Genomic DNA, 18930 nt, shown 5'->3' on the forward strand with positions numbered 1-18930 from the left:
CCCACCCATGGAAGGGACACCATGGCATCAAGCACGCTGCGCAGGGTCACCAAGGCCCTGCTGGCCCCCACCCTGGCGCTCGGCGCCACCATCGGCCTCGCCTCGGCCCCCGCCTCCGCCGCCGTCTGGAACTCCTGCGACCAGTGGGGCCAGACCAACCTGAGCGGCTACACGCTGTACAACAACATCTGGGGCAGTGGCGCCGGCAGCCAGTGCATCTGGGCCAACTCCGGCACCAACTGGGGCGTCTGGGCCAACCACCCCAACACCGGCGGCATCAAGTCCTACCCGAACCAGACGAAGGCGATCAACAAGTCGATCACCTCGCTGGGCTCGCTCTCCAGCAGCTACAACGTCAGCGTCCCGTCGTCCGGCGCGTACAACACGTCGTACGACATCTGGGACACGGACCACGACTACGAGATCATGCTCTGGGTCAACAAGACCGGACCCGTCGGCCCGCTCGGCAGCTCGCAGGGCACCGTCAGCCTCGGCGGCCACTCCTGGAACGTCTTCAAGGGCACCAACGGCGCCAACGAGGTGTTCTCGTTCATCCGCACCTCCAACTCCAGCTCCGGCACCGTGAACATCCTGCCGATCCTGAAGTGGATCAAGGACACCAAGAAGTGGATGGGCAACGAGACGATCGGTGACGTGCAGTTCGGCTACGAGGTCACCTCGTCGTCCGGCGGGCTGAACTTCACCACCAACAACCTGACGGTCAGCAGCAGCTGATCCGTCACCGGCCGGGGCCGGCCGTGCCGTCAGGCTCGGTCGACCTCGGCCCGCAGCGCGTCGTACCCGGCGAAGGCCGACTCGACCTCGTCGCGGGTGAGGCCGTAGCGGGAGAGGTCGTAGGTGTGCCTGCGGGTGCCCCTCGGGCGGGCGACGGCCGCGGGGAGCCGGGCCGTCTCGGTCTCGGTCCACGGGGCACCGACGGCCGCGTAGAGCTTCGGCGCACCGGACGCCGGGTCGGAACCGAGCCAGGCGTACGGGGCGTCCACCAACTGCTCCGGCGGGACGGCCGCCCGGGCCGCGAGACCGCGCGTCATGGCCCGGCTCAGCAGCTCCAGCCAGGTGGCTCCGATGCCGGCCAGGTCGACGGGGCGGGTGCTGACGGCCATGCCGTGCTCGATCAGGGAGCAGAAGGACGCCACGACGGTCACCGGATCGCGGTGGCACCACACGATCGTGGCGTCGGGGAACACCGTCAGCAGCGCGTCCAGGTTCTCCAGGTGCATGGGGGACTTCAGCATCCAGCGCCGCCGCGGACGGCCGTACTGGAGCACCTGGTAGACCTGCTTGAGGTACCGGTAGTCGGCGGTGAAGTCCCGCGCGCAGTGCCAGGCCTGGTACTCGGGGAGGCGCGCCTGGGATAACGGCATGAGGGCGTGCGGCAGCGCGAACGTGCACTCCTCCGGGCCCTCGGCGGCCATCGCGTGGATGTCACGGAAGCGCGGCGCGAACAGGTCCGTGCCCCGGACCATCCGGCGCCCGGCCGCGATCGCCCTGCGTCGCTCCCGGGGTGGCAACTCCAGGTCCGGTGCGAGCAGTTCCCACAGCAGAGGGCTGCGGTGCCCCTCGGAGAGCGACAGCACGGAGTGCGTGACGGTGGTCGCGGTGCGGGGCAGGCCGACGACGAACACCGGCCTCTCGATGGGTTCCCGCTCGATCTCCGGGTGCTCGGCGATCAGCCGCCGCACCCGTGCCCGGTTGGCGAGATGCCGCCGGATGTGCCCCTGAGCGGCCTGCCAGCCGACCGGGGTGAGGTGTTCCGCCTTCGCCCACCAGCCCAGCAGGGTCCGGAAGCCGTCGACGAACTCCCGATCTCCCGGAGCCTCACCGGCCTCCACCACGATGCGGTCGAAGACCCGGCCGGGAGCCCGGCGGGACCCGAAGGCCGGCCGCAGCAGCAGACCGGCCACGGTGAGGGCGAGCGGTGAAGAGGCCACGAGAAGACACTGTCCGCCGAACTGTCCTTCGTGGCAAGCCAGTTGGGAGACGGCCGGAACGCTCTCGCCCCGGCCGTCCGCACCGCGCGGCTACTCCGCCACAGGCAGCCGTGCCCCGTCCCGCAGGAACAGCGGGATGCGGTCCAGCGGGGCGTCGACCGTCACGGAACGGCCGCCCTCGTACGTCTCACCCGTCCACGCGTCCGTCCAGGCCGCACCCGCAGGCAGGTACGCCGTACGGGCGGTGGCGCCGGCCGTCAGTACCGGCGCGACCAGCAGGTCCGGGCCGAACAGGTAGGAGTCGTCGACCGACCAGGCAGCCGGGTCGTCCGGGAACTCCAGGAACAGCGGCCGCATCACCGGCAGGCCCTCCTCGTGAGCCGCTCGCATGACGTCCAGCACGTACGGCTTCAGCCGCTCGCGCAGCCGCAGGTACCGCTCCATGATCGCCCCGGCCTCCTCGCCGTACGACCACACCTCGTTCGGGCCGCCCGTCATCTCCGGGCCCAGCGGCATGCCCGGGTCGCGGAAGCCGTGCAGCCGCATCAGCGGGGACAGAGCGCCGAACTGGAACCAGCGGACCATGACCTCGCGGTACGCCGGGTCGTCCGGGTCGCCGCCGTGGAAACCGCCGATGTCGGTGTTCCACCACGGGATGCCCGAGAGGGCCGTGTTCAGCCCGGCCGCGATCTGCCGGCGCAGGGTCGGGAAGTCCGTGCCGATGTCACCGGACCACAGGGCGGCACCGTAGCGCTGACTGCCCGCCCACGCCGAGCGGTTGAGGGTGACGATCTCCTCCTCGCCCGTGGCGGCCAGGCCCTCGTAGAAGGTGCGGGCGTTCTCCGCCGGATAGGCGTTGCCGACCTCAAGGCCCGGGCCCGCCCAGTACCGCAGGTTCTCCTGGAAACCGGGCTTCAGTTCCGGCTCGCAGGCGTCCAGCCAGAACGCCGTGATGCCGTACGGGTCGAGGTAGTTCTCCTTCACCTTCGACCACACGAACTCCCGGGCCTCCGGGTTGGTCGCGTCGTAGAAGGCCACCTGGACCGTGGAGGCGACCTCCTTGTCCGGCCAGTCGGCGTGCGCCATCGGGCCGTACTGGGTACCGATGAACCAGCCGCGCTGCTCCAGGACCGGGTGGTTCTCGCTCAGCGGCGACACCGACGGCCAGACGCTCACCACCAGCTTGATGCCGAGCTCCTCCAGCTCCCGCACCATCGCCGCCGGGTCCGGCCACTCCTTCGGGTCGAACTTCCAGTCGCCGAGGTGCGTCCAGTGGAAGAAGTCGCAGACGATCGCCGAGATGGGCAGCCCCCGCCGCTTGTACTCCCGGGCCACCGCCATGAGTTCGTCCTGGGTGCGGTAGCGCAGCTTGCACTGCCAGAAGCCCGCCGCCCACTCCGGCAGCATCGGGCTGCGGCCGGTCACCGCGCTGTAGCGGCGCTGCCCGTCGGCCGGGTCGCCCGCCGTGATCCAGTAGTCGATCTGCCGGGCCGAGTCGGCGACCCACCGGGTGCCGTTGTGCGCCAGCTCCACGCGGCCGATCGCCGGGTTGTTCCACAGCAGGGTGTAGCCACGGCTGGAGCTGAGCACCGGGATGCCGACCTCGGCGTTGCGCTGGATCAGGTCCAGCACCAGGCCCTTCTGGTCCAGGCGTCCGTGCTGGTGCTGGCCGAGGCCGTACAGCTTCTCGTCGTCGTAGGCGGCGAAGCGCTGCTCCAGGCGGTGGTGGCCGTTGCCGACGGCCGTGTAGAGGCGCGAGCCCGGCCACCAGAAGTGGGCGCGGTCCTCGGCGAGGATCTCGGCGGAGTCCTCGGTGCGCAGGAAGCGGATCAGACCCTCGGCGCTCACCTCGACGGTGAGCGCGCCGACGGTCAGCCGCCCGCGTCCGTCCTCGGTCTTCACCGTGGCCGCCGTCGCGGGAGCCTCGTCGAGCAGGGCGCCCGGGAGTCCTTCGAGGACCGGGCCGCCGAGCCGGGCCCGCACCCGGACCGCGTCCGGACCCCACGGCTCGATCCGGAGGGTCTCCTGGCGGCCGCTCCACTCCAGCGCTCCGTCCCGCTCGCGGAACGTGCCGACGGTCGGGGAGGACTGCGCCAGACTCACCTGGGGCTGGGTTTCGGCAGGCTGATTCACGTGGCGTGCTCCTGTGCTCCTGGAGGAGTGCAGACATGGGGGTGCCCTGAGAGGGCGGTGTTCCCGAAGTGCGGGGGAGGGGCGCCTACGGCCGGCTGGGCGCCGGCCCCGTGCTCCCCCGGACCGTCAGCTCGGGCGCGATCAGCACGACCTCGTCGCTGCCGCGCCCGTCGAGCTTGGCCACCAGGTGGTCCACGGCGTGCCGCCCCATCTCCTGCGCGGGGATGGCGACCGACGTGAGCCGCACCGAGGCCTGCGTCGCGACCTGGTCGGGGCAGATCGCGACCACCGACACGTCCTCCGGCACGGCCCGGCCCTGCTGCCGCAGCAGCGCGAGCAGCGGCTCGACCGCAGACTCGTTCTGGACGATGATCCCCGAGGTCCCCGGGCGTTCGTCGAGGATCCGGGCGAGCGTCACCGCCATCGCGTCGTACCCGCCCTCGCACGGCCGGTGCAGCAGCCGCACCCCCAGCTCCCGGGAACGGGAGCGCAGTCCCTCCAGGGTGCGTTCGGCGAAGCCGGTGTGCCGCTCGTAGACGGCCGGGGCCTCCCCGATGACGGCGATGTCCTGGTGCCCCTGCTTGGCCAGGTGCTCCACGCACAGGGCGCCCGTCGCCCGGAAGTCCAGATCGACGCAGGTCAGACCCGTGGTGTCGGCGGGCAGCCCGATCAGCACGGAGGGCTGGTCCGTCTCCCGCAGCAGCGGCAGCCGCTCGTCGTCGAGTTCGACGTCCATCAGGATCATGCCGTCGGCGAGCCCGCTGCCCGCCACGCGGCGCACCGCGTCGGGGCCCTCCTCGCCGGTGAGCAGCAGCACGTCGTACCCGTGGGCACGGGCGGAGGTCGCCACGGCGATGGCGATCTCCATCATCACCGGCACGTACATGTCCGTGCGCAGCGGGACCATCAGCGCGATGATGTTCGACTTGCTGCTGGCCAGGGCACGGGCCCCGGCGTTCGGGTGGTACCCGAGCTCGCGGATGCTCCGCTCCACCCGCTGCCGGGTGTTCGCGGAGATGGACCGCTTGCCGCTGAGGACATAGCTCACCGTGCTCGCCGAGACTCCGGCGTGCTGGGCGACCTCGGCAAGGGTGACCATCCAGCTCTCCAAGCTCTTGTGAAGCGCTTCGACAGTGCGCGTAGCTGACAGGGGTGGGTGAGGGTGGTTCGACAGTAGCCCCAGCGAGAGTGGGTGTCCATAGGTTATCGAAGCGCTTCGATACCGATTTCCCGGAGCGCTTTCAGAGACGGAGCCGCCACCGGGAGGGCACCTCGATGCAACACCGTCGTCAGGCGGACGACAAGTGCCGGGGGCGCCCCGCCCCCTTCGGCTGAACGGACGCGCGAGGACTGGTGGGAGCGTCCGGATTCGGGTACCAACGATCCAGTAGCACTGGTCGGTAACGAAACGATCCTCCATCTTCCTAGTTGCGGCGAGGTGCCCCTCATGTCCGCTTCCACCACCCCCTCTTCCCGTCCCGCCGTCACCGAGCGGGAGGCCCGTGAGGTGGCGGAGGCCGCCCGGGAACAGCACTGGCGCAAGCCCAGCTTCGCCAAGGAGCTGTTCCTCGGCCGCTTCCGGCTCGACCTCATCCACCCCCACCCCCTGCCGGACGACGAGGCGGCCCAGCGCGGCGAGGAGTTCCTCGCCAAGCTCCGCGACTTCGTCGAGACGAAGGTCGACCCGGCCCTCATCGAGCGCGAGGCCCGGATCCCCGACGAGGTGATCGACGGTCTGAAGGAGCTCGGCGCCTTCGGCATGAAGATCGACACCAAGTACGGCGGTCTCGGCCTCGGGCAGGTCTACTACAACAAGGCGCTCACCCTGGCCGGCTCCGCCAGCCCCGCGATCGGCGTGCTGCTCTCCGCGCACCAGTCGATCGGCGTGCCCCAGCCGCTGAAGCTGTTCGGCACCCAGGAGCAGCGCGAGCGCTTCCTGCCACGCTGTGCCCGCACGGACATCAGCGCCTTCCTGCTCACCGAGCCCGACGTCGGCTCCGACCCGGCCCGCCTCGCCACCACGGCCGTGCCCGACGGCGACGACTACGTCCTGGACGGCGTGAAGCTGTGGACCACCAACGGCGTCGTCGCCGACCTGCTGGTCGTCATGGCCCGGGTCCCGAAGAGCGAGGGCCACCGCGGCGGCATCACCGCCTTCGTCGTGGAGACGAACGCGCCGGGCGTCACCGTCGAGAACCGCAACGCCTTCATGGGGCTGCGCGGCATCGAGAACGGCGTCACCCGCTTCCACCAGGTCCGCGTCCCCGCCGCCAACCGCGTCGGCGAGGAGGGCCAGGGCCTGAAGATCGCCCTGACCACGCTGAACACCGGGCGGCTGTCCCTGCCCGCGTCCTGCGTCGCGGCGGGCAAGTGGTGCCTGAAGATCGCCCGGGAGTGGTCGGCGGCCCGCGAGCAGTGGGGCAAGCCCGTCGCGCACCACGAGGCGGTCGGCTCCAAGATCTCCTTCATCGCGGCCACCACCTTCGCCCTGGAGGCCGTGACGGACCTGGCCTCGCAGATGGCCGACGAGGACCGCAACGACATCCGCATCGAAGGCGCCCTCGCCAAGCTGTACGCCTCCGAGATGGCCTGGACGATGGCCGACGAGCTCGTCCAGATCCGCGGCGGCCGGGGCTTCGAGACGGCCGAGTCCCTGAGGGCCCGCGGCGAGCGCGGCGTCCCCGCCGAGCAGCTCCTGCGCGACCTGCGGATCAACCGCATCTTCGAGGGCTCCACCGAGATCATGCACCTGCTGATCGCGCGGGAGGCCGTCGATGCCCACCTCTCGGTCGCCGGCGACCTCATCGACCCCGAGAAGTCCCTCGGCGACAAGGCCAGGGCGGGCGCGAACGCGGGCGTCTTCTACGCCAAGTGGCTGCCGAAACTGGTCGCGGGTCCCGGCCAGCTGCCCGCCTCCTACGGCGAGTTCAAACACGAGGTCGACCTCTCCGGGCACCTGCGCTACGTCGAGCGCACCGCCCGCAAGCTCGCCCGCTCCACCTTCTACGCCATGTCCCGCTGGCAGGGCCGCATGGAGTCCAAGCAGGGCTTCCTCGGCCGGATCGTCGACATCGGCGCCGAGCTGTTCGCCATGAGCGCGTCCTGCGTCCGGGCCGAACTCCTGCGCAGCCAGGGCGACCACGGCCGCGAGGCCTACCAGCTCGCCGACGTCTTCTGCCGCCAGGCCAGGATCCGTGTCGAGGAGCTCTTCACCCGCCTGTGGACCAACACCGACGACCTCGACCGCAAGGTCGTCAAGGGCGTCCTCTCCGGCACCTACGAGTGGCTGGAGCGGGGCATCGTCGACCCGTCGGGCGAGGGCCCCTGGATCGCGGACGCGACACCGGGACCGAGCCGGAGGGAGAACGTCCACCGGCCGATCCGGTAGCCCCGGCCTCCCCGGGGGCGCGCATAGAGGTGGCGCGCGCCCCCATGAGGGGGATGCGCTGTCCTCACACACCGGCCTTACGGCAACAATGGAGCAATGAGCGACAGTCCAGCCCCCCTCGCCGATCCCCATCTGGTCTACGACCCCGTAGCGGGCGACGGCCCCAAGGACGTGGTGATCCTCGGCTCCACCGGGTCCATCGGCACCCAGGCCATCGACCTCGTGCTGCGCAACCCCGGCCGGTTCCGGGTCACCGGTCTCTCGGCCAACGGCGGCCGGGTCGCCCTCCTCGCCGAGCAGGCGTACCGGCTGGGGGTGCGGACGGTCGCCGTGGCCCGCGAGGACGTCGTACCGGCCCTGCGCGAGGCGCTCACCGCGCAGTACGGCACGAGCGAGCCGCTCCCCGAGCTCCTCGCAGGCCCGGACGCCGCCACCCAGCTGGCGGCCTCCGACTGCCACACCGTCCTGAACGGCATCACCGGCTCCATCGGACTCGCCCCGACCCTCGCCGCCCTGGAGGCGGGCCGCACCCTCGCGCTCGCCAACAAGGAGTCGCTCATCGTGGGCGGCCCGCTGGTCAGGGCCCTCGCCAAGCCCGGGCAGATCATCCCGGTCGACTCCGAGCACGCCGCCCTCTTCCAGGCCCTGGCCGCCGGCACCCGCGCCGACGTCCGCAAGCTGGTCGTCACCGCCTCCGGCGGCCCCTTCCGCGGCCGTACGAAGGCCGAGCTCGCGAGTGTCACCGTCGAGGACGCCCTCGCCCACCCCACCTGGGCCATGGGCCCGGTCATCACGATCAACTCCGCGACCCTCGTCAACAAGGGCCTGGAGGTCATCGAGGCGCACCTCCTCTACGACATTCCCTTCGACCGCATTGAGGTGGTCGTGCATCCCCAGTCGTATGTCCACTCGATGGTTGAGTTCACGGATGGATCGACACTGGCCCAGGCGACCCCGCCCGACATGCGCGGGCCCATCGCCATCGGCCTCGGCTGGCCCGAGCGCGTGCCCGACGCCGCGCCCACCTTCGACTGGAGCAAGGCCTCGACCTGGGAGTTCTTCCCGCTCGACAACGAGGCCTTCCCCTCGGTGAACCTCGCCCGGCACGTGGGCGAGCTCGCGGGCACCGCCCCGGCCGTGTTCAACGCGGCCAACGAGGAGTGCGTGGAGGCGTTCCGCCGGGGCGCGCTGCCGTTCAACGGGATCATGGACACCGTCACCCGGGTCGTCGAGGAGCACGGCACCCCGCGTACGGGAACCTCACTCACCGTGTCGGACGTCCTCGAAGCGGAGACCTGGGCGCGGACCCGGGCCCGGCAACTGGCGGCACAGACGGCGGAGGCCCGTGCATGACGACCTTGATGTTCATCCTCGGCATACTCCTCTTCGCGGTCGGCCTGCTGTTCTCGATCGCGTGGCACGAGCTGGGGCACCTGTCCACCGCCAAGCTCTTCGGCATCCGCGTGCCGCAGTACATGGTCGGCTTCGGGCCCACCCTCTTCTCGCGCAACAAGGGTGAGACGGAGTACGGCATCAAGGCCATCCCGTTCGGCGGCTACATCCGCATGATCGGCATGTTCCCGCCCGGCCCCGACGGCCGGATGGAAGCCCGCTCCACCTCCCCCTGGCGCGGCATGATCGAGGACGCCCGCACCGCCGCCTACGAGGAGCTCAAGCCGGGCGACGAGAACCGCATGTTCTACACGCGCGCCCCCTGGAAGCGCGTGATCGTGATGTTCGCGGGCCCCTTCATGAACCTGGTCCTGGCGGTGGCGCTGTTCCTCACCGTCCTGATGGGCTTCGGCATCACCCAGCAGACCACCACGGTCAGCTCGGTCTCCCAGTGCGTGATCGCGCAGAACGAGAACCGCGACAAGTGCGAGAAGGGCGACCCGGCCGCCCCCGCTGCCGCCGCCGGCCTCAAGGCGGGCGACAAGATCGTCTCCTTCAACGGTGTGAAGACCGACGACTGGAACAAGCTGTCCGACCTGATCCGCGCCACCCCCGGCAAGGAGGTGCCGATCGTCGTCGAGCGGGGCGGCCAGGACGTCACCCTGCACGCGAAGATCGCCACCAACCAGGTCGCCAAGAAGGACTCCTCCGGCCAGATCGTCGAGGGCCAGTACGTGCAGGCCGGTTTCCTCGGCTTCAGCGCCGCCACGGGCGTGGTCAAGCAGGACTTCGGCGACTCGGTGACCTGGATGGGCGACCGGATCGGCGAGGCAGTCGACTCCCTCGCCGCCCTCCCCGGCAAGGTCCCGGCCCTGTGGAACGCGGCCTTCGACGGCGCCGAGCGCGAGGCCGACTCCCCGATGGGCGTGGTCGGCGCCGCCCGCGTCGGCGGTGAGATCTTCACCCTCGACATCCCGCCCACCCAGCAGCTGGCCATGGCCCTGATGCTGGTCGCCGGCTTCAACCTCTCCCTGTTCCTGTTCAACATGCTCCCGCTGCTGCCGCTCGACGGTGGCCACATCGCGGGCGCCCTCTGGGAGTCGCTGCGCCGCAACACGGCCAAGCTGCTGCGCCGGCCGGACCCGGGCCCCTTCGACGTGGCGAAGCTCATGCCGGTCGCCTACGTCGTCGCCGGGATCTTCATCTGCTTCACGATCCTGGTCCTCATCGCCGACGTGGTTAACCCAGTGAGAATCTCCTAGTCATACGGCGTTCGAGGCGGCCCGGCATGCTTTTCGCCGGGCCGCCTCCCATGGGGTGGCACGGCGGGTGGGATGTGCCCGCCCCGAGGCATGTGCCGTAATCTCGAAGCTCGGAGCCCGCTGCTCACGGGACCGGACCTTGATCCACGACTTGGGGTTGCACAGCAGATGACTGCGATTTCTCTCGGCATGCCGTCCGTTCCGACCAAGCTCGCCGAGCGCCGGAAGAGCCGCAAGATCCAGGTCGGATCCGTGGCCGTCGGCGGGGACGCCCCCGTCTCGGTGCAGTCGATGACCACGACCCGCACGTCGGACATCGGCGCGACCCTCCAGCAGATCGCCGAACTGACCGCCTCCGGCTGCCAGATCGTCCGGGTCGCCTGCCCGACGCAGGACGACGCCGACGCCCTCGCGACCATCGCCCGCAAGTCGCAGATCCCGGTCATCGCCGACATCCACTTCCAGCCGAAGTACGTGTTCGCGGCCATCGAGGCCGGCTGCGCGGCGGTCCGCGTCAACCCCGGCAACATCAAGCAGTTCGACGACAAGGTCAAGGAGATCGCCAAGGCGGCCCGGGACCACGGCACCCCGATCCGCATCGGCGTCAACGCCGGCTCCCTCGACCGGCGCCTGCTCCAGAAGTACGGCAAGGCGACCCCCGAGGCCCTCGTCGAGTCGGCCCTGTGGGAGGCGTCCCTCTTCGAGGAGCACGACTTCCGGGACATCAAGATCTCCGTCAAGCACAACGACCCGGTCGTCATGATCGAGGCGTACAAGCAGCTCGCAGCCCAGTGCGACTACCCGCTGCACCTCGGCGTCACGGAGGCGGGCCCGGCCTTCCAGGGCACCATCAAGTCGGCCGTCGCCTTCGGCGCGCTCCTCTCCCAGGGCATCGGCGACACCATCCGCGTCTCGCTGTCCGCGCCCCCCGCCGAGGAGGTCAAGGTCGGCATCCAGATCCTGGAGTCGCTGAACCTCAAGGAGCGCGGCCTGGAGATCGTCTCCTGCCCGTCCTGCGGCCGCGCCCAGGTCGACGTCTACAAGCTGGCCGAAGAGGTCACCGCCGGCCTCACCGGCATGGAGGTCCCCCTCCGCGTCGCCGTCATGGGCTGCGTGGTGAACGGCCCCGGCGAGGCCCGCGAGGCCGACCTCGGCGTCGCGTCCGGCAACGGCAAGGGCCAGATCTTCGTCAAGGGCGAGGTCATCAAGACCGTCCCCGAGTCCAAGATCGTGGAGACGCTCATCGAAGAGGCCATGAAGCTCGCCGAGCAGATGGAGAAGGACGGCGTGACCTCGGGCGAGCCGTCGGTGGCGGTCGCGGGCTGAGCCTTCCACGCGGCCGGCGGGGTCCGGCCTTTCCGGGGGCGCAGGGAACGGCGCGACAAGCCACCGAGGTCCCGCGCCCGCCCGGAAACCAGAACCCCGAGCTCCGAGACGCCCCACCCAAGTAGCGCAGCTATAGTGCGGAGACCAGCAACCCCAGTTCGTGAGGCCCGCACGTGTTGACGCAGACCACCTCACGGGTCCTCGAACCGAGCGACCTGGACGCGGCGCTCGCCGTCCTCGACCGCGAGCCGGTCGCGAACGCCTTCGTGACGTCCCGCGTACAGGTCGCCGGACTCGACCCGTGGCGGCTCGGCGGCGAGATGTGGGGCTGGTACGAGGACGGCATACTCACCTCCCTCTGCTACGCGGGCGCCAACCTGGTCCCGATCTGCGCCGGCCCACGTGCCGTCCGCGCCTTCGCCGACCGCGCACGCCGGGCCGGCCGCCGCTGCTCCTCCATCGTCGGCCCCTCCGGCGCCACCTCCGACCTGTGGCGGCTGCTGGAACCCCAGTGGGGCCCGGCCCGCGAGGTCCGCCGGCACCAGCCGCTCATGGTCACCGACCGCCTCCCGGCCGACATCACCCCGGACCCCTACGTCCGTCGTGTCCGCAAGGACGAGATGGAGACGATCATGCCGGCGTGCGTCGCGATGTTCACCGAGGAGGTCGGCGTCTCCCCGCTGGCCGGCGACGGCGGCCTGCTCTACCAGGCCCGCGTCGCCGAACTCGTCGGCTCCGGCCGCGCCTTCGCCCGCTTCGACGCGGACGGCAAGGTCGTCTTCAAGGCCGAGATCGGCGCCGCGACGGACCGCGCCTGCCAGATCCAGGGCGTGTGGGTGGCCCCCGAGTACCGGGGCACCGGCCTGGCGGCCCCCGGCATGGCCGCCGTACTGCGCTACGCCCTGGCCGACGTCGCTCCGGTCGTCAGCCTCTACGTCAACGACTTCAACACGGCGGCCAGGAGGGCCTACCAGAGGGTGGGCTTCCAGGAAGTGGGAGCTTTCATGAGCGTCTTGTTCTGAAGGCGCCCCCAAAGGGGCGCGGGGAACTGCGCGCTCAGCCACATCCAGCCCGCACTCGGCAATGAACGGGAACCCCCCTGTAGGCTCCCCGCCATGGACCTGGTGATCGGCTCCCTCGACCTCTCCGCCCATGTCGACGAGGCCCTGGAAGTCCAAGCGGTGGCATTCGGTCTAGGCCCCGACGAAGTAGCCGTCCGCCGCCAGATCGTCCTCCGCCACATGACCTACCCCGGCGCCCGCGCCCTCGGGGCGACAGTCGGCGGCAGCCTCGTCGGCTTCGTCTACGGTATGCCCAACGACCGCACCCACTGGTGGTCCACCGTCGTCGAGCCCTACCTCCGCGCCCAGCACAACGACCACTGGCTCGACGACTCCTTCGTGATCACCGAGCTGCACGTCCACCCCGCCTACCAGAACCGCGGCCTCGGACGCTCCCTGATCACCACGATCACCGACGGCGCCGCCGAACCCCGCTCGATCCTCTCCGCGATCGACACCGACAGCCCGGCCCGCGTCCTCTACCGCTCCCTCGGCTACCAGGACCTGGCCCGCCAGGTCCTCTTCCCCAGTGCGCCGAAGCCGTACGCGGTGATGGGAGCCCCCTTGCCCCTGCGCCGCGGATAACCGATTTCCACCGCCGCGCACCCCCCGGATAACCTCCTGCCATCACCTTCCCCCACTCTCGGCTCCGCTCGAGCGGGGGGACCCCCAGCAGCAGGAGCAGAGGAACCATGGCGAACGTACCGGTCCAGCGCATGTCCCAGTTGTTGGCGAAGACGTTGCGCGACGACCCGGCGGACGCCGAGGTCCTCAGCCACAAGCTCCTCGTCCGCGCCGGCTACGTGCGCCGCACGGCCGCCGGCATCTGGAGCTGGCTGCCGCTGGGCAAGAAGGTGCTGGCCAACGTCGAGCGGATCGTCCGTGAGGAGATGGACGCCGTCGGCGCCCAGGAGGTGCTGCTCCCCGCGATCCTGCCGCGCGAGCCCTACGAGGCCACCGGCCGCTGGGAGGAGTACGGCCCCGAGCTGTTCCGCCTCCAGGACCGCAAGGGTGGCGACTACCTCCTCGGCCCCACCCACGAGGAGATCTTCACCCTCCTGGTGAAGGACCAGGCGTCCTCCTACAAGGACCTGCCGGTCATCCTCTACCAGATCCAGAACAAGTACCGCGACGAGGCCCGGCCCCGCGCCGGCATCCTGCGCGGCCGCGAGTTCCTCATGAAGGACTCCTACTCCTTCGACACCGAGGACGAGGGCCTCGCGAAGTCCTACGCCCTGCACCGCGAGGCCTACCAGAAGATCTTCGCCCGCCTGGGCCTCGACTACCGCATCTGCGCCGCGACGGCCGGTGCGATGGGCGGCTCCAAGTCCGAGGAGTTCCTGGCCCCGGCCGAGGCCGGCGAGGACACCTTCGCCGACTGCCCCAACTGTGACTTCGCCGCCAACACCGAGGCGATCACGTACGAGTTGAAGCCCGTCGACGGCTCGGACGTGCCGGCCGCCGAGGACATCCCGACCCCCGACACCCCGACCATCGAGACCCTCGCGGCCTCCCTCGGCGTCCCCGCCTCGGCCACGCTGAAGAACCTCCTCGTGAAGGTCGACGGCGAGATCGTCGCCGTGGGCGTCCCCGGGGACCGCGAGGTCGACATGGACAAGGTCGAGGCGCACTTCGCCCCGGCCGCCGTCGAGCTGGTCACCGAGACGGACTTCGCGGCCCGTCCCGACCTGGTCCGCGGCTACGTCGGACCGCGGGGCCTGGAGAAGGTCACGTACATCGCCGACCCGCGGGTCGCCCCGGGCACTGCCTGGATCACGGGCGCGAACAAGGCCGGCACGCACACCAAGAACGTGGTCGTGGGCCGCGACTTCGAGGTCGGCGAGTACGTCGACGTCGTGGTCGTGCAGGAAGGCGACCCCTGCCCGAAGTGCGGCACGGGCCTCGTCCTCGACCGCGCCATCGAGATCGGCCACATCTTCCAGCTGGGCCGCAAGTACGCCGACGCCCTCAAGCTCGACGTCCTCGGCCAGAACGGCAAGCCGGTCCGCGTCACGATGGGCTCCTACGGCATCGGCGTCTCCCGCGCGGTGGCCGCCCTGGCCGAGCAGAGCGCCGACGACAAGGGCCTGTGCTGGCCCGCCGAGGTCGCCCCGGCCGACGTCCACGTGGTCGCCGCCGGCAAGGCCCTGCAGACCGAACTGGCCCTGGAGATCTCCCAGAAGCTGGCCGCCGCCGGCGTCCGCGTCCTGGTCGACGACCGCCCCGGCGTCTCCCCGGGCGTCAAGTTCACGGACTCCGAGCTGATCGGCGTACCGCAGATCCTGGTGGCCGGCCGGCGCGCGGCCGACGGTGTGGTCGAACTGAAGGACCGCCGCACCGGCGAACGCGAGGAACTGACGGTCGAGGAAGCCGTCGCCCGCCTCACGGCGTAGCACGAGCCCGCCCGGCGTCGGCGCTCCAGCCCGGAGCGCCGACGCCGGTCCGGCGTGGCCTTCGGCCCGCCGTAGTGAACGGGTGGGCGGGGCGTCCCGGCCGGGAGGCCCCCTCCGGTGCCGGGCGGGTCCTCCGGCCCGGCACCGTCACACGCGGGTTGCGTGATCCTCTGGCCGGCGACAGCTCCGCATCCGGGACCGGCCGCTCGGCCCGGCGTCTTCGTCGGTCTGGCGTAAGTCCCCTGTCCGGGGCCGGTGTGGCCTCCGGTCCGTTGTCCGGTTCCGGCACGCAGGGCGTGCGTGCCGGGGTTCGTCTCAGCGTTCGCGTTCCGGCGCGCTCACAGCCACCCCGCGAACTCCAGCAGCAGCTCCGCATCGCGTGGCCGTCCGACCCGGCCCGCCCGTACGCCCGACTCCACCGCCCGGAACAGCGTCCAGCCCCGCAGGCGCTCCTGGTCCACGTCCAGGGACTCGGCGAGCCGCTTCACCCGGCGCCGGGTCGTGGCCGCGCCGGACGGCTGGGCGATCAGGTCCTCCACCCGGTCCCGGACCAGCCGGGCCAGGTCGAAGGCGCACTCGCCGACCACCGGGTCGGGCCCCACGGCCAGCCACGGCATCCGCTCCCCGGCGAGCACCTTGCTCTGCCGGAACGTGCCGTGCAGCAGCCGGTGCTCGGGCGGCGCGGCCAGCAGCTCCTCGCGCGCTGCGAGCGCCACCTCCACCAGGGGCGCGACCTCGGGAGCGGCCTGCGCACGCGCCCGCATCGCCTCCGCCTGCCGCCCGGTCCGCTCGGCCACGGTCTCGAAGGGGAAGCCGGGGGGCGGCTCCACCCACAGCCGCCGCAACGTCCCCGCCGCCTCCAGCAGAGCCTTCGCCTCCGGCAGCGACCGCACCGACACGTCCGGATGCAGCCGCTCCAGCAGCAGCACGCCCTCGGTGGAGAACTCTTCGAGCAGCTGCACCGCACCGCGCCCGGCCCAGTGCGCCAGCGCGGCCCGCTCCGCTTCCGGGCGCGCCCGGCCCGGAGCCAGCTTGAGCACGGCCGGCGTCCCGTCCGCGGCCCGCACCAGTACGACCAGGCTGCTGCGCCCGCCGGGCACCTGCACCCGCTCCACGGTCAACTCGCGTAGCGCGACGGCCCGCTGCGCCGCCTCGGGCAGCTTCTCCAGCCAGTCGTCACCGTCCGGTGCCGTCTCACCGAGCGCCCTGACCAGGCGCTTCGGCGGTTCGAAAACCATGAGCGAGTCGTTCCCTTCGTGCTGTCCCCGGTGCGTGCCCCGCGCGGGTCACGCCGTCGGCGCCGCCGAGGGCGGGGCGGTGCCGGCCCGCTCCGCGAGCCCAGGGAAGGCTACGCTCTCGCCGCGCCAGCGCACCGCCCGTACTGCCGCCTCCCGCAGCGCCTCCGCGGCCAGGGCCCGCCGCCCGCCGCCCGCCGCGCGCACCAAGTCGGCGTACACACCGGCCACCCGGTCCTCCAGCTCGGCCGCGAGCCGCACGGCCGCCGGCGAGTCCGGCACCTGGAACGGCAGCGCGTAACCGGCGGACGCGGCCACCGGCCGGCCCCCCAGGTCCTTCACCTCACGCACCAGCGCGTCCCGGCGCGCCCGGTGCGCGTCGTACGCCGTCACCGCCTCCTTGCGCCGCCCGTCATCGATCCTGCCGCCGACGACGCCGTAGCCGTACACCGCCGCGTGCTCGGCCGCCAGCGCGTCCTGCAGGGCCCGCAGCTCCCGGTCCTCGTCCTCGCTCACGCGTCCCCCTCCGTCAGCAGATACACATGCGCCGCCCCGGCCGCCGCCACCGACGCCAGCAGTCGCGCCAGCTCACCCGGCACCCCGCCCAGCGCCTTGGTCCGCCGGTCGGCGAGCTCCTTCTCCGCCGCGGCGAGCCCCGCGAGGGCCTCCTTGTCGTTCCCCGGCACGGCCCCGGACGGTGAGGGCGAGTCCGAAGAGGACGCCGATGCCGACGCGGACGCCGAGGGTGACGCTTTCCGGCCACCGCCGAGGGCCCGCGCGTGCCGCACGACCTCCTCGCGCAGCGGCCGCAGCCGGTCCGCGAGCCCCGGCCGGGCGGCGATCACCGCGTCGTAGCGCTCCACCAGAGCCTCGCTGTCGCGGGCCGCACGCGCGCGTGCCCGGTCGGCGGCGGGCTGGCCGTCACCGGCCGGGCCGCCGGAATCCCCGCCGGTGCAGCCCGTCAGGGCGAGGGCCGCCGGGGCGACGGCGAGCAGGCTCCTTCTGCGCGGCCCCGAGCGGGCACGCGGCGATGGGGGGAACGGCACGTCAGACGTCCTCGGGGCTCGTTTCGAGAAACATTCGAGAAAGAAGGCACTGCGAGGGCTGCACGCCCGTGATCACGGTACCCGGGCCCCCGCCCCACATCACTCAGCGGCACTGTTCGTGACCGGGTGGACGGCAACACTCCCCGCGACCGGATACCCTTTGACCAGACACGCGACCCATCCCACAACAGCACACGCGGCCGAGGAGTCACCCGGATGAGCACCACCCAGAGCGAGAGGCTGCGAGGACTGCTGGAGCCGCTCGTCACCTCTCAGGGCCTGGACCTCGAAGAGATCGAAGTGGACTCCGTCGGACGCAAGCGTGTGCTGCGCGTCGTCGTCGACTCGGACACGGGCGCCGACCTGGACCAGATCGCCGATGTGAGCCGCGTGCTCTCGGCGAAGCTCGACGAGACGGACGCGATGGGCGAGGGCGAGTACACCCTCGAAGTCGGCACCCCGGGCGCGGAGCGCCTCCTCACGGAACACCGGCACTACGTCCGCGCCACGGAGCGGCTGGTGAAGTTCCAGCTGGCCGAGGGCGGCGAGCTGGTCGCCCGGATCCTGAAGGTCGACGACGAGGGTGTCGACACCGAGGTGCCCGGGGTGAAGGGCCGCAAGGCCACCGCGCGCAGACTCGCCTTCGACGAGATCGTCCGGGCGCGTGTCCAGGTCGAGTTCAGCCGCAAGGACAACAAGAAGGAAGAGGAGGCGTAGCCGTGGACATCGACATGAGCGCCCTGCGGGGCTTGGTTCGGGAGAAGGAGATCTCCTTCGACCTGCTGGTCGAGGCGATCGAATCGGCCCTCCTCATCGCCTACCACCGCACCGAGGGAAGCCGCCGCCACGCGCGCGTGGAGCTCAACCGGGAGACCGGCCATGTGACCGTGTGGGCGAAGGAGGACCCCGACGACCTCGAGGAGGGCCAGGAGCCCCGCGAGTTCGACGACACCCCGTCCGGCTTCGGCCGTATCGCCGCCACCACGGCCAAGCAGGTCATCCTGCAGCGCCTGCGCGACGCCGAGGACGACGCGACGCTCGGCGAGTACGCCGGCCGCGAGGGCGACATCGTCACCGGAGTGGTCCAGCAGGGCCGCGACCCGAAGAACGTGCTCGTCGACATCGGCAAGCTGGAGGCCATCCTGCCCGTCCAGGAGCAGGTGCCGGGGGAGACCTACCCCCACGGCATGCGGCTGCGCAGCTACGTCGTCCGGGTCGCCAAGGGTGTCCGCGGCCCGTCCGTGACGCTGTCGCGCACGCACCCCAACCTGGTGAAGAAGCTCTTCGCCCTGGAGGTGCCGGAGATCGCCGACGGATCGGTGGAGATCGCCGCGATCGCCCGTGAGGCCGGTCACCGCACGAAGATCGCCGTCCGGTCCACCCGCTCCGGTCTGAACGCCAAGGGTGCCTGCATCGGCCCCATGGGCGGCCGCGTGCGCAATGTCATGGGCGAGCTGAACGGCGAGAAGATCGACATCGTCGACTGGTCGGACGACCCGGGCGACATGGTGGCGAACGCGCTGTCCCCGGCGCGGGTCTCCAAGGTGGAGATCGTGGACATGGCGACCCGGTCGGCCCGGGTGACCGTGCCCGACTACCAGCTGTCCCTGGCCATTGGCAAGGAAGGGCAGAACGCCCGCCTCGCGGCCCGGCTGACCGGCTGGCGGATCGACATCCGCCCGGACACGGAACCGGCCGGTAGCGGCTCCGAGGAATAGATCCAAGCCGCGCGTCGTTCAGAA

The 18930-nt window shown here is 71.3% G+C and carries 16 protein-coding genes; 10 read left to right on the top strand and 6 right to left on the bottom strand.

Annotation, left to right across the window (positions count from 1 at the left end; genetic code table 11):
* Positions 1 to 21 precede the first annotated feature (21 nt).
* Positions 22 to 735 carry a glycoside hydrolase family 12 protein gene (locus HNR57_RS30170; protein ID WP_184564906.1) on the top strand — a complete coding sequence of 238 codons (714 nt, stop codon included), beginning with the start codon at positions 22 to 24 and terminating at the stop codon, positions 733 to 735.
* A 29-nt stretch (positions 736 to 764) separates the two neighbouring features.
* On the opposite strand, the gene HNR57_RS30175 is transcribed toward HNR57_RS30170, so the two are convergent.
* From HNR57_RS30175 to HNR57_RS30185, 3 genes are all read right to left on the bottom strand, one after another.
* On the bottom strand, positions 765 to 1952 hold the full coding sequence (locus HNR57_RS30175; RefSeq protein WP_184564908.1) for a sulfotransferase family protein: 1188 nt from the start codon (positions 1950 to 1952) through the stop codon (positions 765 to 767).
* A 90-nt stretch (positions 1953 to 2042) separates the two neighbouring features.
* Positions 2043 to 4085 (bottom strand): glycoside hydrolase family 31 protein, encoded by a 2043-nt coding sequence (locus HNR57_RS30180; RefSeq protein WP_184564910.1) that lies wholly within the window; start codon positions 4083 to 4085, stop codon positions 2043 to 2045.
* Positions 4086 to 4170: 85 nt separating this feature from the next.
* On the bottom strand, positions 4171 to 5184 hold the full coding sequence (locus tag HNR57_RS30185) for a LacI family DNA-binding transcriptional regulator (protein ID WP_184564912.1): 1014 nt from the start codon (positions 5182 to 5184) through the stop codon (positions 4171 to 4173).
* A gap of 348 nt (positions 5185 to 5532) precedes the next feature.
* On the opposite strand from HNR57_RS30185, the gene HNR57_RS30190 reads away from it, so the two are divergent.
* From HNR57_RS30190 to HNR57_RS30220, 7 genes are all read left to right on the top strand, one after another.
* Positions 5533 to 7473: an acyl-CoA dehydrogenase family protein gene (locus HNR57_RS30190; protein ID WP_184564914.1), complete on the top strand. Its 1941-nt coding sequence runs from the start codon at positions 5533 to 5535 to the stop codon at positions 7471 to 7473.
* Positions 7474 to 7569: 96 nt separating this feature from the next.
* Positions 7570 to 8826, top strand: a complete 1257-nt coding sequence (dxr, locus tag HNR57_RS30195) for a 1-deoxy-D-xylulose-5-phosphate reductoisomerase (protein ID WP_184564916.1) — start codon at positions 7570 to 7572, stop codon at positions 8824 to 8826.
* Positions 8823 to 10127 (top strand): M50 family metallopeptidase, encoded by a 1305-nt coding sequence (locus HNR57_RS30200; protein ID WP_513821838.1) that lies wholly within the window; start codon positions 8823 to 8825, stop codon positions 10125 to 10127. The genes dxr and HNR57_RS30200 overlap by 4 nt, the downstream gene beginning before the upstream one ends.
* A 168-nt stretch (positions 10128 to 10295) precedes the next feature.
* A complete protein-coding gene (ispG, locus tag HNR57_RS30205) occupies positions 10296 to 11453 on the top strand; it encodes a flavodoxin-dependent (E)-4-hydroxy-3-methylbut-2-enyl-diphosphate synthase (RefSeq protein ID WP_184564918.1) in 1158 nt (385 codons plus the stop codon).
* Between the two features lie 173 nt (positions 11454 to 11626).
* On the top strand, positions 11627 to 12475 hold the full coding sequence (locus HNR57_RS30210) for a GNAT family N-acetyltransferase (protein ID WP_184564919.1): 849 nt from the start codon (positions 11627 to 11629) through the stop codon (positions 12473 to 12475).
* Between the two features lie 93 nt (positions 12476 to 12568).
* A complete protein-coding gene (locus tag HNR57_RS30215; RefSeq protein ID WP_184564921.1) occupies positions 12569 to 13099 on the top strand; it encodes a GNAT family N-acetyltransferase in 531 nt (176 codons plus the stop codon).
* Positions 13100 to 13206: 107 nt separating this feature from the next.
* A complete protein-coding gene (locus HNR57_RS30220) occupies positions 13207 to 14907 on the top strand; it encodes a proline--tRNA ligase (protein ID WP_184564923.1) in 1701 nt (566 codons plus the stop codon).
* A 338-nt stretch (positions 14908 to 15245) separates the two neighbouring features.
* Here HNR57_RS30220 and HNR57_RS30225 read toward each other — a convergent pair whose 3' ends face one another.
* Genes HNR57_RS30225 through HNR57_RS30235 form a run of 3 tightly spaced genes read right to left on the bottom strand, consistent with a single transcriptional unit; the run spans position 15246 to position 17188 of the window.
* Positions 15246 to 16145, bottom strand: coding sequence for an aminoglycoside phosphotransferase family protein (locus HNR57_RS30225; RefSeq protein WP_184564925.1), 900 nt, complete (start codon positions 16143 to 16145; stop codon positions 15246 to 15248).
* A gap of 48 nt (positions 16146 to 16193) precedes the next feature.
* Entirely contained in the window at positions 16194 to 16658 is a 465-nt protein-coding gene (locus tag HNR57_RS30230) for a ferritin-like domain-containing protein (protein WP_184564927.1), read from the bottom strand.
* Positions 16655 to 17188, bottom strand: coding sequence for a hypothetical protein (locus HNR57_RS30235; RefSeq protein ID WP_184564929.1), 534 nt, complete (start codon positions 17186 to 17188; stop codon positions 16655 to 16657). Before HNR57_RS30235 ends, HNR57_RS30230 begins: the two co-directional genes overlap by 4 nt.
* Before the next feature lie 216 nt (positions 17189 to 17404).
* Here HNR57_RS30235 and rimP point away from each other — a divergent pair, with 216 nt between their 5' ends.
* Positions 17405 to 17905: a ribosome maturation factor RimP gene (rimP, locus tag HNR57_RS30240; protein ID WP_184564931.1), complete on the top strand. Its 501-nt coding sequence runs from the start codon at positions 17405 to 17407 to the stop codon at positions 17903 to 17905.
* Positions 17906 to 17907: 2 nt separating this feature from the next.
* Positions 17908 to 18906 carry a transcription termination factor NusA gene (gene nusA / locus HNR57_RS30245; RefSeq protein WP_184564933.1) on the top strand — a complete coding sequence of 333 codons (999 nt, stop codon included), beginning with the start codon at positions 17908 to 17910 and terminating at the stop codon, positions 18904 to 18906.
* Positions 18907 to 18930 lie beyond the last annotated feature (24 nt).

Origin of the sequence: Streptomyces paradoxus (genome assembly GCF_014202475.1) — a bacterium.
Lineage (GTDB): Bacteria > Actinomycetota > Actinomycetes > Streptomycetales > Streptomycetaceae > Streptomyces > Streptomyces paradoxus.